The following is a 16,382-nucleotide window of genomic DNA, read 5'->3' on the forward strand; positions in this document are numbered from 1 at the left end:
GTCCAGTCCGCCGCCCGGCGCCGCGGGGGGCCCGGGGGCGCGGGGGGGGAGGGGGCCCCTCCGTCGTACTGGAGCGCCGGTGAACGGCGGCGGAGATCGTCGCCGAAATTGTCGTTGAGATCTGAACCACAGCGACCGAGTCCCCCAGGGACCGGCCGCGACGTCGTTCTGGACGACAAAAGCGCAGGCCAGGGCGGCGAGAAGGACGAAGGGGGCGAACGGTACCGGCTGTCACACAGCCAAAAATCCCGAAAACAACATATGCAACCCTGGCGCTCGGCCTTTCGTCTGTCTGGGCGACACCGATCCGGACCGCGACGTCAGGCCTGACCGTCACGGCAGGGGGTAACCGGGAGACGAGGACTGAGGAGCACATGGCTGACGACAGCAGCAGTACGCCGGTGAACCCGGGCCAACCACGAGCGCGCGGAGCCGGAGGCCGCCGCCGTAAACGGCCCAGCACCCGCCGCCGTGCCGTGCACTACACGATATGGACGCTGGCCGCCGTGCTGGTCCTCGGAGGTGCCGGGCTCGGGTACCTCTACTACCGGCTCAACGGCAATCTCACCAGCGTCGACATCAACGCGGCCCTCGGCTCCGACCGCCCCAAGAACGTGGACAACGGCTCGATGGACATCCTCGTCCTCGGCTCCGACTCCCGGGCCGGGAAGAACGCCAAGTACGGTAAGGACGAGGGCACTTCCCGCTCCGACACCGCGATGATCGTCCATGTCCACCAGGGCCGCCAGAAGGCCAGCGTGGTCAGCATCCCGCGGGACACCATGGTCAAGCGTCCCTCGTGTGTGAAGGATGGCAAGGAGACCCCGGCGGCGCGGCTGGCCATGTTCAACAGCGCCTATGAGGTCGGCGGCCCGGCCTGTGCGGTCAAGACCGTCGAGTCCCTGACCCACATACGCATGGATCACTACCTCGAAGTCGACTTCTCCGGTTTCAAGCAGCTGATCAACGATCTGGGCGGCGTGGACATCACCACCACCGCGCCGATCCACGACAAGCAGAGCCATCTGGACCTCGAGCCCGGCCCGCACAACCTCGACGGTGAGCAGTCCCTGGGCCTGGTCCGCACCCGCCACGGGGTGGGCGACGGCAGTGACCTCGGCCGGATCAAGCTCCAGCAGGCGTTCGTCAAGGCGCTGCTGGACCAGATCAAGCAGGTCGACCTGTTCGGCAACCCGAAGAAGCTCTACGACCTCGCCGACACCTCCACCAAGGCCCTCACCACCGACTCCGAGCTGGGTTCGGTGAACAAGCTGAAGGGCTTCGCGCAGAGCGTCAAGGGCATCGGTTCGGGCGATATGAAGATGACCACGCTGCCCGTCATGTACGACCCCGACGACCCCGCCCGGGTGCTGCCCATGGAGCGCAAGTCCGCCCTGATGTGGCAGGCCCTGCGGGCGGACCGGCCGATCCCGGCGTCCGCCACCAAGGGCTCGGCCGGTGAGGCCACCAGCGCGGGCAAGGTCGTCAAGTAGCACGGGTCCGCGCCGCCCCGGGCGGCACGGCCGGGGCCCGGGAATATCCGGGCCCCACCCCCGGTTTTGGGGGATACGGCCAGTGCTGGCAGACTGGACCGTCGGTCCCGGTTCACGACAGGCAATCCGCCCGTCGACCCGGCGCCCTCCCGAACCTAGGAGAATCCCTTGAAGCGCGACATCCACCCGGAGTACGTCGAGACCCAGGTCAGCTGCACCTGTGGCGCCTCGTTCACCACCCGTAGCACGATGACCGGCGGCACCGTCCGCGCCGACATCTGCTCCGAGTGCCACCCGTTCTACACGGGCAAGCAGAAGATCCTCGACACCGGTGGCCGTGTGGCGCGGTTCGAGGCCCGCTTCGGCAAGAACGCCGGGTCCAACAAGAAGTAGCGACCCGTACGGCGCCGGTCTTCGGTCGCCCCAGTCCTGGGGCGACCGGACCGGCGTTTTGTCGTCACCGGCCTTCCCGGCTCTTCTTCCGAAAGCCCGTACGCAGACCACCCAGGGAGCCCCCGATGTTCGAGGCGGTCGAGGAACTCATCGGCGAACACGCCGACCTCGAGACGCGGCTCGCCGACCCCGCGGTCCACTCCGACCAGCGCGAGGCGATGCGGCTCAACAAGCGCTACGCCGAGCTGACCCCGATCCTCGCCGTCTACCGCGAGTGGAAGCGGGCGGGCGACGACATCGGCACGGCCCAGGAGCTGGCCCAGGACGATCCGGACTTCGCCGACGAGGTCAAGGAGCTGGAGCTGCGGCGCGAGGAGCTCACCGAGCGGCTGCGGCTGCTGCTGGTGCCCCGTGACCCCAGTGACGACAAGGACGTGATCCTGGAGGTCAAGGCGGGCGAGGGCGGCGAGGAGTCCGCCCTGTTCGCGGGTGACCTGCTGCGGATGTATCTGCGCTACGCCGAGCGCGTGGGCTGGAAGACCGAGATCCTCGAATCCAACGAGTCCGACCTCGGCGGCTACAAGGACGTCCAGGTCGCGGTGAAGACCAAGGGCTCGGCCGAGGCCGGCCAGGGCGTCTGGGCCCGGCTGAAGTACGAGGGCGGGGTGCACCGCGTGCAGCGGGTGCCCGCCACCGAGTCGCAGGGCCGTATCCACACCTCCGCCGCCGGTGTGCTGGTCACCCCGGAAGCCGAGGAGGTCGAGGTCGAGATCGGCCCCAATGATCTGCGGATCGATGTCTACCGCTCCTCCGGCCCCGGCGGCCAGTCGGTCAACACCACCGACTCCGCGGTGCGCATCACCCACCTGCCCACCGGCATCGTCGTCTCCTGCCAGAACGAGAAGAGCCAGCTCCAGAACAAGGAGCAGGCCCTGCGCATCCTGCGTTCGCGGCTGCTGGCCGCGGCCCAGGAGGAGGCGGAGAAGGAGGCGTCCGACGCCCGCCGCAGCCAGGTCCGCACCGTCGACCGCTCCGAGCGCATCCGTACGTACAACTTCCCGGAAAACCGGATCTCGGACCACCGGGTCGGCTTCAAGGCGTACAACTTGGACCAGGTGCTCGACGGTGAACTCGACCCGGTGATCCAGGCGTGTGTCGACGCCGACGCGGCCGCCAAGCTGGCCGCGGCGCAGTAAGCACCCACCGGGACGTCCCCGTGCCCTTGTCCGGATCGGCTGGAGGAATTCAGTGAACGTGCTGCTCGCGGAGGTGGCGCAGGCCACCCAGCGGCTGGCCGACGCGGGCGTGCCCTCTCCGCGCTTCGACGCGGAGGAGCTCGCCGCCTTTGTGCACGGCGTCAAGCGGGGTGAACTGCACGGTGTCGCCGACGCCGACTTCGACGCCCGCTACTGGGAGGCGGTCGCCCGCCGGGAGGCCCGTGAGCCACTCCAGCACATCACCGGCCGGACCTTCTTCCGCTATCTGGAGCTCCAGGTGGGGCCGGGGGTCTTCGTCCCCCGCCCGGAGACCGAGTCGGTGGTCGGCTGGGCCATAGACGCGGTCCGGGCCATGGACGTGGTCGAACCGCTCATCGTGGACCTGTGTACCGGCTCCGGCGCCATCGCGCTGGCCCTGGCCCAGGAGGTGCCGCGGTCCCGGGTGCACGCCGTGGAGCTGGACGAGGGCGCCCTGCGGTGGGCCCGCAAGAACGTCGAGGGGTCCCGCGTCGTTCTCCAGCACGGAGACGCGTTGACGGCCCTGCCCGAGCTCGACGGGCAGGTGGACCTCGTCATCAGCAATCCGCCGTACATCCCGCTGACCGAGTGGGAGTACGTCGCGCCGGAAGCCCGCGACCACGACCCCCAGCTCGCGCTGTTCTCCGGTGAGGACGGCCTCGATGTGATCCGCGGCCTGGAGCGCACGGCCCACCGGCTGCTGCGCCCGGGAGGCGTCGTCGTCATCGAGCACGCAGACACCCAGGGCGGCCAGGTGCCATGGATCTTCACGGAGGAGCGTGGCTGGGCGGACGCCGCCGACCACCCCGACCTGAACAACCGGCCCCGGTTCGCCACCGCGCGGAAGGCCATGCCGTGACGACGGCACCGCACCCCACCCTGGCCCGTTACGAGGAGGTCCGTTAGATGGCACGGCGCTACGACTGCGGGGACGCCACGGATCGCAAGACCGGCCTGCGCGAGGCCGCGTCCGCGGTCCGCCGCGGCGAACTGGTCGTGCTGCCCACCGACACCGTGTACGGGATCGGTGCGGACGCCTTCAGCGCCGAGGCCGTCGGCGACCTGCTGGAGGCCAAGGGCCGGGGCCGCAATATGCCCACGCCCGTCCTCGTCGGCTCCCCGAACACCCTGCACGGACTGGTCACCGACTTCTCCGAGCAGGCGTGGGAGCTGGTCGACGCCTTCTGGCCGGGCGCGCTCACCCTGGTCGCCCGGCACCAGCCGTCGCTCACCTGGGACCTGGGGGAGACCCGGGGCACCGTCGCGATCCGGATGCCGCTGCACCCGGTCGCCATCGAGCTGCTCACCGACTTCGGCCCGATGGCCGTCTCCAGCGCCAACCTCACCGGACATCCGTCCCCGCAGGACTGCGACGCCGCCCAGGAGATGCTCGGCGACTCCGTCTCGGTCTACCTCGACGGCGGGCCCACCCCCGCCGCCGTCCCGTCCTCCATCGTCGACGTCACCGGCAAGGTGCCGGTGCTGCTCCGCGCGGGCGCGCTCACCGCGGAGCAGCTCCGCGAGGTCGTCCCCGACCTCGAGGTGGCCAATTGACAGCCCCTGAGACGGGGCGTGGCATAGCGGAACGCCGGGCGAAGCACGCCGAGACCTCCTTCCGCATCCTCCACGTCAGCACCGGCAACGTCTGCCGCTCGCCGATCACCGAGCGGCTGACCCGCCATGCCCTCACCGACCGCCTCGGCAGCGCCCGCACCAGCGGCCTGATCGTGGAGAGTGCGGGCACCTGGGGGCACGAGGGCGCCCCCATGGAGGCGCACGCCGCGACCGTCCTGACCGACTTCGGCGCCGACCCGGCCGGCTTCCTCGGCCGCGAGCTGCTCGACGAACACGTCATCCGGGCCGATCTGGTGCTCACCGCGACCCGTGACCACCGTGCCCAGGTCATCTCGATGGGGCATTCGGCGGGGCTGCGCACCTTCACCCTCAAGGAGTTCACCCGGCTGGTACGGGCCATAGACCCGGCCACGCTCCCCGATCCGGAGGGGAGCGGCGGGGTGGTCGAGCGCGCGCGTGCGCTGGTGCAGGCGGCGGCCGCGCTGCGCGGCTGGCTGCTGGCCCCCAACGAGGATGCGGACGAGGTGCACGATCCGTACGGCGCGCCCATCACCTTCTTCCGTTCCATCGGCGATGAGATCCACCAGGCCCTGGACCCGGTCGTCACGGCCCTGACGGGGGTCCCCACCGCGGCCTGACCGGCCGCCGGGGGCGGCCGGGGACCGCGCCCGCGGCCGCCGCACGGCGCGCACGGACGGCCCGCCCGGCCTACATTTGGGGGTGACGCCCGACCGACCCTCCCGAGGCTGTGAGCAGCGATGGCCGTCACCCCCGCAGGGACCCGGGGCGGCACTGCCGCCGATCCCGCCGGTGCCCCGGTCCGTACCCCCTGGGGCCCCGACTTCGACGCCCTCGCCCGCCAGGACCCCGAACTCGCCGGGATCATCCTGAGCGAACTGGACCGGGTCTCCAGTGGCCTCCAGCTCATCGCCGCGGAGAACTTCACCTCACCCGCCGTCCTCGCCGCCCTGGCCTCACCGCTGGCCAACAAGTACGCCGAGGGCTACCCCGGCGCCCGCCACCACGGCGGCTGTGAACTGGTCGACATCGCCGAGCGGGTGGCCCAGGACCGCGCCAAGGCCCTGTTCGGCGCCGAGCACGCCAATGTGCAGCCCCATTCGGGCTCCTCGGCCGTGCTGGCCGCGTACGCCGCGCTGCTGCGCCCCGGCGACACCGTGCTGGCGATGGCGCTGCCGCACGGCGGCCATCTCACCCACGGGTCGCCCGCGAACTTCTCCGGCCGCTGGTTCGACTTCGTCGGCTACGGCGTCGACCCGGCCACCGGGCTCATCGACTACGACCAGTTGCGGGGGCTCGCGCGGACCCACCGGCCGAAGGCCATCGTGTGCGGGTCGATCTCCTACCCCCGCCACCCCGACTACGCCGCCTTCCGGGATGTCGCGGACGAGGTCGGGGCCTATCTGATCGCCGACGCCGCGCACCCCATCGGGCTGGTCGCGGGCAAGGCGGCGCCCAGTCCGGTGCCGTACGCCGACGTGGTGTGCGCAACGACACACAAGGTGCTGCGCGGACCGCGCGGGGGGATGCTGCTGTGCGGTGCGGAGCTGGCCGAGCGGGTCGACCGGGCGGTGTTCCCGTTCACCCAGGGCGGCGCCCAGATGCACACCGTGGCGGCCAAGGCCGTGGCGTTCGGCGAGGCCGCGGCGCCCTCCTTCACCGCCTATGCGCAGCGGGTGGTCGCCAATGCCCGGGTGCTGGCGGACGCACTGGTCGCGGAGGGTCTCGCGGTCACCACGGGCGGTACCGACACCCACATGATCACCGCGGACACGGCCCCGCTGGGCCTGGACGGACGTACCGCGCGCGGCCGCTGTGCCGCCTCCGGGATCGTGCTGGACACCTGTGCGCTGGCCTCCGCGACGGAGCCCGGAGGGTGCGTCAAGGGGCTGCGGCTGGGTACCGCGGCGGTGACCACCCAGGGCATGGGAGCGCCCGAGATGGAGCGCATAGCGGCGCTGATCGGAACCGCGCTCCGGGACGAGCGCGTCGTACGGGAGAAGGTGGCGGAACTGGCCGGCAGATTTCCGCCCTATCCGGACGAGGGCCGACTCGTGCAACCATCCGAAGGTGTAGGCCGTCTGTAAGTACGTTCACCGGTTGCGGTCCGACACGCATAGGGTGTGTGGCTGTGATGGCCAGCGATACCTCTGGGGCAGCCTGTGCGTGAATACCTGCTGACTCTGTGCATCACGGCCGCGGTCACGTACCTGCTGACCGGGCCGGTGCGGAAATTCGCCATCGCGGCCGGTGCGATGCCCGAGATCCGCGCCCGTGATGTGCACCGCGAGCCCACCCCACGGCTGGGTGGCATCGCCATGTTCGGCGGGCTGTGCGCGGGGCTGCTGGTCGCCGCGCACCTCACCAACCTCAAGGACGTCTTCGAGCTGTCCAACGAGCCGCGGGCGCTGCTGTCCGGCGCCGGGCTGATCTGGCTGCTCGGTGTGCTGGACGACAAGTGGGGCGTGGACGCGCTGATCAAGCTCGGCGGCCAGATGATCGCCGCGGGTGTGATGGTGCTCCAGGGTCTGACCATCCTGTGGCTGCCGGTGCCCGGTGTGGGACCGGTCTCGCTCACGCCCTGGCAGGGCACCCTGCTGACGGTGGCGCTGGTCGTCATCACCATCAACGCGGTCAACTTCGTCGACGGGCTGGACGGGTTGGCCTCCGGCATGGTGTGCATCGCCGCCGCCGCGTTCTTCATGTACGCCTACCGGATCTGGTACGGCTACGGTCTGGAGTCGGCCGCTCCCGCGACGCTGTTCGCGGCCGTGCTGATGGGCATGTGCCTGGGCTTCCTGCCGCACAACATCCACCCCGCGCGGATCTTCATGGGCGACTCGGGCTCGATGCTGATCGGTCTGGTGCTGGCCGCGGGTGCCATCTCCATCACCGGTCAGGTGGACCCGGACGCGATGAAGCTGTTCGCCGGGTCCGAGACGGCCGCGGTGCACGCCACCGTGCCCGTCTACATCCCGCTGCTGCTGCCGCTGACCGTCATCGCGGTGCCCTTCGCCGATCTGGTGCTGGCCATCGTGCGGCGCACCTGGCGGGGCCAGTCGCCGTTCGCCGCCGACCGCGGCCATCTGCACCACCGGCTGCTGGAGATCGGACACTCGCACAGCCGGGCCGTGTTGATCATGTACTTCTGGTCCGCGCTGATCGCCTTCGGCGCCGTGGCGTACTCCGTGAACAGCGTCGGCACCTGGTTCGTGATGGCGATCGTGGCGCTGAGCGGTGTGGGTCTGGTGCTGTTGCTGTTGCCGCGGTTCACCCCGCGGGTGCCGCGCTGGGCCGAGGGGTTCGTACCGCCGCGCTACCGCCGCGGGAACCGGGAGGCGGCGGAGGCGGCGGCGGACGCCGGTGCCGTCGCGGAGGGCGGGGCCGAGGACGGCGCCGCGGCCGGGCAGGCGGCCGAGGAGTCGGCGCCGCAGCCGGTGCCGGCCGGGATCAACGGCGCGACCGCGATCGGCGACCGCTCCCGGTTCACCCACCGCAGGAGGATCGGCACTCCGCAGTGAACTCCCTGGTGATCTCCCTCGAGATCTCCGTGGCGGTCCCCCTCGTGATCTCTCTCGTGATCTCCGCGCAGGGGTGCTGATCTCCACAAAAGGGAACGCCGCGGCGTCAGCACGATGTAGAGTCCATAACTCCTGTGTGTGACGGGCAGCACACTTGGCAGGTAAAGACCTCATCAAATAGTTTGTGATACCGTTCACTAAACCCGGTGCCAGAGCCGAGGGACCGTAGTGCGACGGTTCTTCGTCGCGAGGTTTCCCTCATACCCGGGGATACGCTCGTCCACGACGAAACGCTGCTTCCGACTCTTGCCGGAGAACCCTTCATGCAGTCCAACGACGCCCGAACGCTTCTGAGTTGCGCCGCGCCCACGGCCGTTGCCGGGGTGGTCGCCGTCGCTGTCAGCGCTGTGGTCGCCGGTGGGAAGGGCGCACTCGGAGCCACCTTCGGGGCGCTCCTGGGCGCCGCGGTGATGGCCACCGGTCTGATCGTGCTGGAGCGCACCGCCAAGCACCTCCCGCAGCTCTTCCAGATGATGGGACTGGTGCTCTACATGGCCCAGTTCCTGCTGGTCGCGGTGGCGCTCGCGGTGTTCAGGGACACCACCCTGTTCTCCACCAAGGCGTTCGGTGTCGCACTGCTCGTCGCGGTGCTGGTGTGGATCGCCGCACAGACCCGCGCCCACATGAAGGCCAAGATCCTTTACGTGCAGCCCGAAGCCGAGGACGAACGTAAGCCCGGGGGGGCGAAGAAGTCCGCTCCCGCGGGGTCCGCATCGTGATCGGTAGGGCCGGTATAAAGGCACGTCCGCTCACCTGCTATCGTCCGGTGCCATCTGAGGCACAGCGGGCGCAGGTAGCCGAACCCCCGTATTCCGCGGGATGGAATCGGCGGCCCATGCAGCTGATGCCCGACACAGCATTCGGCTCCCCGCCGATCAGCCGCCCCCACATCCGTAAGACCAGTCCAGTGCCGTTCCGTGGCCGTGTGCCGCGCCGACACAACGAGGTTGCCGTACCCATGCGCCACGCTGAAGGAGCTCGCGGTGAGTGCTGACCAGACGCTCGCCTTCGAGACGAACTGCCACATCTTCTCTGGGTGCGGCTTCCCGGCACCCGGACTCCATTCGTTCAAGTTCGAGCCGCTCTTCACGGTGGGCGGGTTCGAGTTCAACAAGACGATGCTGCTGGCCCTGCTGGGCACCGGCATTGTCATCTGGTTCTTCTGGGCGGCCTTCGGCCGCGCCAAGGTGGTCCCGGGCAAGCTCCAGATGGTCGGCGAGGCGGGGTACGACTTCGTGCGCCGCGGGCTGGTCTACGAAGCGCTCGGGAAGAAGGAGGGCGAGAAGTACGTCCCCTTCATGGTCTCGCTGTTCTTCTTCGTGTGGATCATGAACCTGTGGTCGATCATCCCGGTCGCGCAGTTCCCGGTGACGTCGATCATCGCCTACCCGGCCGGTCTCGCCTTGATCGTCTACATCATGTGGATGTACCTGACGTTCAAGAACCACGGCTTCGTCGGCGGCTGGAAGAACATCACCGGCTATGACAAGGAGCTCGGCGGGATCCTTCCGCTGATCGTCGTCATCGAGTTCTTCTCGAACGTGATCATCCGGCCCTTCACCCACGCCGTCCGGCTCTTCGCCAACATGTTCGCGGGTCACCTGCTGCTCCTGATGTTCACCATCGGCACCTGGTACCTGCTGAACGGCATCGGGATCGCCTACGCGGGCGCCTCGTTCGTCATGACGATCCTGCTGACCGCGTTCGAGCTCTTCATCCAGGCTGTCCAGGCGTACGTCTTCGTGCTCTTGGCCTGCAACTACGTTCAGGGCGCGCTCGCCAAAGGCCACTGAGCAGCCCACTCCTCGTCCATCAGACGTCCGGTGGCCAACCCCCACCGGTCCATGAAACAGAAGGAAGAACCGGCATGTCCGCTCTCCAGACCCTCGCCGCCGACGGCGTCACCGGCAACCTCGGTTCGATCGGTTACGGTCTCGCCGCCATCGGCCCCGGCGTCGGCGTCGGCATCATCTTCGGTAACGGCACCCAGGCCCTGGCCCGTCAGCCCGAGGCGGCCGGCCTGATCCGCGCCAACCAGATCATGGGCTTCGCCTTCTGTGAGGCGCTCGCGCTGATCGGTATCGTCATGGGCTTCCTCTTCAAGTCCTGACGCACCGCGTTGACCACCACAGACGAAAGGCATTGAGATGAACGCCCTGGTACAGGTGGCGGCTGAGGAGGAGAACCCCCTCATCCCGCCGATCCCGGAGCTGGTCATCGGCCTGATCGCCTTTGCCATCGTCTTCGTATTCCTCGCGAAGAAGCTCCTCCCGAACATCAACCGTGTTCTGGAGGAGCGTCGCGCGGCCATCGAGGGCGGGATGGAGAAGGCCGAGGCCACCCAGGCCGAGGCCCAGCAGGTCCTCGAGGACTACCGCGCCCAGCTCGCGGACGCCCGTCACGAGGCCGCTCGCCTGCGCCAGGAGGCGCAGGAGCAGGGTGCCGCGCTCATCGCCGAGATGCGCGCGGAGGGCCAGCGGCAGCGTGAGGAGATCATCGCTGCCGGCCACGCCCAGATCGAGGCCGACCGCAAGCAGGCCGCTCAGGCACTGCGCCAGGACGTGGGCAAGCTCGCCACCGACCTGGCCGGCAAGATCGTCGGCGAGTCGGTCGAGGACGTGGCCCGGCAGAGCCGCACCATCGACCGGTTCCTCGACGACCTCGAGGCGAAGGCCGCGGACGGTTCGAAGGCCGAGGCCGGCCGATGAACGGAGCGAGCAGGGAGGCACTGGCAGCCGCGCGTGAGCGCTTCAACGCGCTGACGGACAACACGTCCGTCGACGCGACGAAGCTCGCCGATGAGCTGGCCGCCGTCACCGCGCTGCTCGACCGCGAGGTCTCCCTGCGTCGGGTCCTCACCGACCCGGCGCAGCCCGGCGAGGCCAAGGCCGAGCTGGCCGGACGCCTGCTGGGCGAGCAGGTCGGCGGCGAGACCGTCGACCTGGTCTCCGGCATGGTCCGCACCCGCTGGTCGCGTCCGCGCGACCTCGCGGACGCGGTCGAGGAGCTGGCGGCCGCCGCCGACCTCGTGGCGGCCCAGCGGGCCGGCACTCTCGACAACGTCGAGGACGAGCTGTTCCGGTTCAGCCGGATCGTCTCCTCCTCGCCGGAGCTGCGCAGCGCGCTGTCCGACCGGAACGCGAGCACCACGGCCAAGGCCGACCTGGTGCGCCGGCTGCTCGGCGGCCGGGCCGAGGGGGTGACCGAGCGCCTCGTGGTGCGTCTGGTCACCCAGCCGCGCGGACGTAGCCTGGAAGCGGGTCTCGACGAGCTCACCAAGCTGGCCGCGGCACGCCGCGACCGGACGGTAGCGGTCGTGACCTCGGCGGTACCGCTCAGCGATCAGCAGAAGCAGCGCCTCGGCGCGGCTCTGGCCCAGCTGTACGGCCGCCAGGTCCACCTCAACCTCGACGTGGACCCGGAGGTCCTCGGCGGGATCGCGGTGCGCATCGGCGACGAGGTCATCAACGGGACCATCGCGGACCGTCTCGACGAGGCGGCCCGGCGGATGGCCGGCTGACACAGCCACCAACTCAACAAGCATGTAAGCGGCCCGAGTTGGGCCGTAGTCAGATACTTCGGGCCCAACAAGGAGAGCAGGGAACCCAGATGGCGGAGCTCACGATCCGGCCGGAGGAGATCCGGGACGCGCTGGAGAACTTTGTCCAGGCGTACAAGCCGGACGCGGCCTCGCGCGAGGAGGTCGGTACGGTCAGCGTTGCCGGCGACGGCATCGCGAAGGTCGAGGGACTTCCCTCGGCCATGGCGAACGAACTGCTGAAGTTCGAGGACGGCACCCTCGGTCTCGCCCTCAACCTCGAGGAGCGCGAGATCGGTGCGGTCGTCCTCGGTGAGTTCAGCGGGATCGAGGAGGGCCAGCAGGTGCAGCGCACCGGCGAGGTTCTCTCGGTCGCCGTCGGCGAGGGCTACCTCGGCCGCGTCGTCGACCCGCTGGGTGCCCCGATCGACGGCCTCGGCGAGATCGAGACCGATGGCCGCCGCGCCCTTGAGCTGCAGGCCCCCACGGTCATGGACCGCAAGTCGGTGCACGAGCCGATGGAGACCGGCTACAAGGCCGTCGACGCCATGACCCCGATCGGCCGCGGCCAGCGTCAGCTGATCATCGGTGACCGTCAGACCGGCAAGACCGCGCTGGCCGTCGACACGATCATCAACCAGCGCGACAACTGGCGCTCCGGCGACCCGAAGAAGCAGGTCCGCTGCATCTACGTCGCCATCGGCCAGAAGGGCTCCACCATCGCCGGCGTGCGCGCCGCGCTGGAGGAGGCCGGTGCGCTGGAGTACACCACCATCGTCGCCGCCCCGGCGTCCGACCCGGCGGGCTTCAAGTACCTGGCCCCCTACACCGGCTCGGCCATCGGTCAGCACTGGATGTACCAGGGCAAGCACGTCCTGATCGTCTTCGACGACCTGTCCAAGCAGGCCGACGCCTACCGCGCCGTCTCGCTGCTGCTGCGCCGCCCGCCGGGCCGTGAGGCCTACCCGGGTGACGTCTTCTACCTGCACTCGCGGCTGCTGGAGCGTTGCGCCAAGCTCTCCGACGAGATGGGCTCCGGTTCGATGACCGGTCTGCCGATCGTCGAGACCAAGGCCAACGACGTGTCGGCGTTCATTCCGACCAACGTCATCTCCATCACCGACGGCCAGTGCTTCCTGGAGTCGGACCTGTTCAACGCCGGGCAGCGCCCCGCGCTGAACGTCGGTATCTCGGTCTCCCGAGTCGGTGGCTCCGCCCAGCACAAGGCGATGCGCCAGGTCTCCGGCCGCCTCCGTGTGGACCTCGCCCAGTACCGCGAGCTGGAGGCGTTCGCCGCCTTCGGTTCCGACCTGGACGCGGCCTCGAAGGCGTCGCTGGAGCGCGGTGCGCGCATGGTCGAGCTGCTGAAGCAGACGCAGTACGCCCCGTTCTCCACCGAGGACCAGGTCGTCTCCGTCTGGGCCGGCACCAACGGCAAGATGGACGATGTCCCGGTCGAGGACATCCGCCGCTTCGAGCGCGAGCTGCTGGACTACCTGCACCGTGAGCACAAGGGTCTGCTGACGAGCATCGTCGAGGGCGGCAAGATGTCCGACGACACCATCGCGTCGCTCGGCGAGACGGTGGACACCTTCAAGCGGCAGTTCGAGACCTCGGACGGCAAGCTGCTGGGCGAGGGCTGAGCATGGGTGCCCAGCTCCGGGTCTACAAGAGGCGGATCAAGTCCGTCTCCGCGACCAAGAAGATCACCAAGGCGATGGAGATGATCGCCGCCTCGCGCGTCGTCAAGGCGCAGCGCCGGGTGGCGGCCTCGACTCCGTACGCCGGGGAGCTCACCCGGGCGGTGACCGCGGTCGCCACCGGCTCCAACACCCGGCACCCGCTGACGACGGAGACCGACAACCCGGCGCGGGCCGCCGTGCTGCTCATCACGAGCGACCGGGGTCTGGCCGGCGGTTACTCCTCCAACGTCATCAAGGCAGCCGAGCAGCTCACCCAGCGGCTCACCGCGCAGGGCAAGGAGGTCGACACCTACATCGTCGGCCGCAAGGGTGTCGCCTACTACGGCTTCCGCGAGCGCAAGATCGCGGAGTCGTGGACCGGCTTCACCGACAACCCGACCTACGCGGACGCCAAGAAGATCGCGGGTCCCCTGATCGAGGCCGTGCTCCAGCAGACGGCCGAGGGCGGTGTGGACGAGCTCCACATCGTGTACACCGAGTTCGTGTCGATGCTGACGCAGTCGCCGGTCGACAGCCGGCTGCTGCCGCTCAGCCTCGAGGACACGGCGGAGGAGTCGGCCAAGAAGGGCGAGATCCTCCCGCTGTTCGACTTCGAGCCGTCGGCGGAGGACGTCCTCGACGCCCTGCTGCCGCGGTACGTCGAGTCGCGTATCTACAACGCTCTCCTCCAGGCCGCCGCCTCCAAGCACGCGGCCACCCGGCGGGCGATGAAGTCGGCGACCGACAATGCCGAAGAACTGATCAAGTCGCTCACGCGGCTTGCCAACGCGGCCCGCCAGGCCGACATCACCCAGGAAATCAGCGAGATCGTCGGTGGCGCGAGCGCTCTGGCCGACGCCTCTGCGGGGAGTGACTGACAACTATGACCACCACTGTTGAGACGGCCACGGCGACGGGCCGCGTCGCGCGGGTCATCGGCCCGGTCGTCGACGTGGAGTTCCCCGTCGACGCGATGCCGGACATCTACAACGCGCTGACCGTCCAGGTCGCCGACCCCTCCACCGAGGGCGCGACCAAGACGCTGACCCTTGAGGTTGCCCAGCACCTCGGCGAGGGCGTGGTCCGCGCCATCTCCATGGAGCCCACCGACGGTCTGGTCCGCCAGGCCGCGGTGACCGACACCGGCGACGGCATCACGGTGCCGGTCGGTGACGTCACCAAGGGCCGGGTGTTCAACACCCTCGGCAAGATCCTCAACGAGCCCGAGGCCGAGTCCGAGGTCACCGAGCGCTGGTCCATCCACCGCAAGGCCCCGGCCTTCGACCAGCTCGAGTCCAAGACCGAGATGTTCGAGACCGGTCTGAAGGTCGTCGACCTGCTGACCCCGTACGTCAAGGGCGGCAAGATCGGTCTGTTCGGCGGCGCGGGCGTCGGCAAGACCGTCCTCATCCAGGAAATGATCATGCGTGTGGCCAAGCTGCACGAGGGCGTTTCCGTGTTCGCCGGTGTCGGTGAGCGCACCCGTGAGGGCAACGACCTGATCGAGGAGATGGCCGAGTCCGGCGTTCTCCCGCAGACCGCGCTGGTCTTCGGCCAGATGGACGAGCCCCCGGGCACCCGTCTGCGGGTCGCGCTGGCCGGTCTGACCATGGCGGAGTACTTCCGCGATGTGCAGAAGCAGGACGTGCTGTTCTTCATCGACAACATCTTCCGCTTCACCCAGGCCGGTTCCGAGGTCTCGACCCTGCTCGGCCGTATGCCCTCCGCGGTGGGCTACCAGCCGAACCTGGCCGACGAGATGGGCATCCTCCAGGAGCGCATCACCTCGACCCGTGGTCACTCGATCACCTCCATGCAGGCGATCTACGTCCCCGCGGACGACCTCACCGACCCGGCTCCGGCGACCACCTTCGCGCACCTCGACGCGACGACGGTGCTCTCCCGGCCGATCTCGGAGAAGGGCATCTACCCGGCGGTGGACCCGCTGGACTCGAACTCCCGGATCCTGGACCCGCGCTACATCTCGCAGGACCACTACGACTGCGCCTCGCGCGTGAAGTCGATCCTGCAGAAGTACAAGGACCTCCAGGACATCATCAACATCCTGGGTATCGACGAGCTCGGCGAAGAGGACAAGCTCACCGTCTTCCGCGCCCGCCGTATCGAGCGCTTCCTGTCGCAGAACACCCACGCGGCGAAGCAGTTCACCGGTCTCGACGGATCGGACGTTCCGCTGGACGAGTCCATCGCCGCGTTCAACGCGATCGCCGACGGTGAGTTCGACCACTTCCCGGAGCAGGCGTTCTTCATGTGCGGTGGCCTGGACGACCTCAAGGCCAAGGCCAAGGAGCTGGGCGTCTCCTGAGCCCCGTAGCTCTGAGAGAGGGGTGGGCCCGGTCCCGCCCCTCTCCGAACGCCCGTTATTCTGTGACGAAAGCCCTGTCGTACCCGGCAGGTAGACCCGAGGAGCCACGTTGGCTGCTGAGCTGCATGTCGAGCTGGTCGCGGCGGACCGTAGTGTCTGGTCCGGCACGGCCTCCTTGGTCATCGCGCGCACCACATCGGGTGACATCGGCGTGATGCCCGGCCACCAGCCGCTGCTCGGTGTCCTGGAGTCCGGTCCGGTGACCATCCGTACGAGCGATGGCGGAACCGTCCTCGCCGCGGTGCACGGCGGGTTCATTTCCTTCGCGGACGACAAGCTCTCGCTGCTGGCCGAGGTCGCGGAGCTGTCCGACGAGATCGATGTCAAGCGCGCGGAGCGGGCGTTGGAGCGTGCCAAGGCAGAGGCGGACGCCGCCGCCGAGCGGCGCGCCGATGTCCGGCTGCGCGCGGTGGCGGGAGTGCACTGAGCCTGTCACGTACGGTCGAGAACCTCAGCCGCGGACCTCGCTGGAATTTTGCTT

17 protein-coding genes are annotated in these 16,382 nt (G+C 69.2%); all 17 read left to right on the top strand.

The genetic code is table 11. The annotated features are described in order from the left end of the window. Positions 1 to 374: 374 nt before the first annotated feature. Positions 375 to 1,493, top strand: coding sequence for an LCP family protein (locus tag NMK44_RS04870; protein WP_254738532.1), 1,119 nt, complete (start codon positions 375 to 377; stop codon positions 1,491 to 1,493). Positions 1,494 to 1,661: 168 nt separating this feature from the next. Then, positions 1,662 to 1,886 carry a 50S ribosomal protein L31 gene (gene rpmE, locus NMK44_RS04875; RefSeq protein WP_254738534.1) on the top strand — a complete coding sequence of 75 codons (225 nt, stop codon included), beginning with the start codon at positions 1,662 to 1,664 and terminating at the stop codon, positions 1,884 to 1,886. A gap of 125 nt (positions 1,887 to 2,011) precedes the next feature. Then, a complete protein-coding gene (prfA, locus tag NMK44_RS04880) occupies positions 2,012 to 3,082 on the top strand; it encodes a peptide chain release factor 1 (protein WP_254738536.1) in 1,071 nt (356 codons plus the stop codon). Between the two features lie 52 nt (positions 3,083 to 3,134). Continuing rightward, a complete protein-coding gene (gene prmC / locus NMK44_RS04885; RefSeq protein WP_254738538.1) occupies positions 3,135 to 3,980 on the top strand; it encodes a peptide chain release factor N(5)-glutamine methyltransferase in 846 nt (281 codons plus the stop codon). 47 nt (positions 3,981 to 4,027) lie between these two features. Next, positions 4,028 to 4,675 (top strand): L-threonylcarbamoyladenylate synthase, encoded by a 648-nt coding sequence (locus NMK44_RS04890; protein WP_254738540.1) that lies wholly within the window; start codon positions 4,028 to 4,030, stop codon positions 4,673 to 4,675. After that, positions 4,672 to 5,334, top strand: a complete 663-nt coding sequence (locus NMK44_RS04895) for an arsenate reductase/protein-tyrosine-phosphatase family protein (RefSeq protein WP_254738542.1) — start codon at positions 4,672 to 4,674, stop codon at positions 5,332 to 5,334. The genes NMK44_RS04890 and NMK44_RS04895 overlap by 4 nt, the downstream gene beginning before the upstream one ends. Before the next feature lie 120 nt (positions 5,335 to 5,454). Next, positions 5,455 to 6,801 carry a serine hydroxymethyltransferase gene (glyA, locus tag NMK44_RS04900; protein WP_254738544.1) on the top strand — a complete coding sequence of 449 codons (1,347 nt, stop codon included), beginning with the start codon at positions 5,455 to 5,457 and terminating at the stop codon, positions 6,799 to 6,801. Positions 6,802 to 6,864: 63 nt separating this feature from the next. Beyond that, on the top strand, positions 6,865 to 8,235 hold the full coding sequence (locus tag NMK44_RS04905; protein WP_254738753.1) for an MraY family glycosyltransferase: 1,371 nt from the start codon (positions 6,865 to 6,867) through the stop codon (positions 8,233 to 8,235). A 323-nt stretch (positions 8,236 to 8,558) separates the two neighbouring features. After that, a complete protein-coding gene (locus NMK44_RS04910; protein WP_254738546.1) occupies positions 8,559 to 9,014 on the top strand; it encodes a Cg1360 family ATP-synthase-associated protein in 456 nt (151 codons plus the stop codon). 264 nt (positions 9,015 to 9,278) lie between these two features. Then, complete coding sequence (atpB, locus tag NMK44_RS04915) at positions 9,279 to 10,088, top strand: F0F1 ATP synthase subunit A (protein ID WP_254738548.1); 810 nt, start codon at positions 9,279 to 9,281, stop codon at positions 10,086 to 10,088. 74 nt (positions 10,089 to 10,162) lie between these two features. Beyond that, positions 10,163 to 10,405, top strand: a complete 243-nt coding sequence (atpE, locus tag NMK44_RS04920) for an ATP synthase F0 subunit C (protein ID WP_020868408.1) — start codon at positions 10,163 to 10,165, stop codon at positions 10,403 to 10,405. Positions 10,406 to 10,442: 37 nt separating this feature from the next. After that, a complete protein-coding gene (locus NMK44_RS04925) occupies positions 10,443 to 11,003 on the top strand; it encodes a F0F1 ATP synthase subunit B (RefSeq protein ID WP_254738550.1) in 561 nt (186 codons plus the stop codon). After that, on the top strand, positions 11,000 to 11,815 hold the full coding sequence (locus tag NMK44_RS04930) for a F0F1 ATP synthase subunit delta (RefSeq protein ID WP_254738552.1): 816 nt from the start codon (positions 11,000 to 11,002) through the stop codon (positions 11,813 to 11,815). Before NMK44_RS04925 ends, NMK44_RS04930 begins: the two co-directional genes overlap by 4 nt. An 89-nt stretch (positions 11,816 to 11,904) precedes the next feature. After that, positions 11,905 to 13,476, top strand: coding sequence for a F0F1 ATP synthase subunit alpha (gene atpA / locus NMK44_RS04935; RefSeq protein WP_254738554.1), 1,572 nt, complete (start codon positions 11,905 to 11,907; stop codon positions 13,474 to 13,476). Between the two features lie 2 nt (positions 13,477 to 13,478). After that, a complete protein-coding gene (locus NMK44_RS04940; protein WP_254738556.1) occupies positions 13,479 to 14,393 on the top strand; it encodes a F0F1 ATP synthase subunit gamma in 915 nt (304 codons plus the stop codon). A 5-nt stretch (positions 14,394 to 14,398) separates the two neighbouring features. Then, the gene (atpD, locus tag NMK44_RS04945) at positions 14,399 to 15,841 is read left to right on the top strand and encodes a F0F1 ATP synthase subunit beta (protein WP_254738558.1); all 1,443 of its coding nucleotides are present in this window, start codon (positions 14,399 to 14,401) and stop codon (positions 15,839 to 15,841) included. 109 nt (positions 15,842 to 15,950) lie between these two features. After that, positions 15,951 to 16,328, top strand: a complete 378-nt coding sequence (locus NMK44_RS04950) for a F0F1 ATP synthase subunit epsilon (protein ID WP_254738560.1) — start codon at positions 15,951 to 15,953, stop codon at positions 16,326 to 16,328. Positions 16,329 to 16,382: the final 54 nt, after the last annotated feature.

It is taken from the genome of Streptomyces cucumeris (genome assembly GCF_024295805.1).
In the GTDB taxonomy this organism is placed as follows: domain Bacteria; phylum Actinomycetota; class Actinomycetes; order Streptomycetales; family Streptomycetaceae; genus Streptomyces; species Streptomyces cucumeris.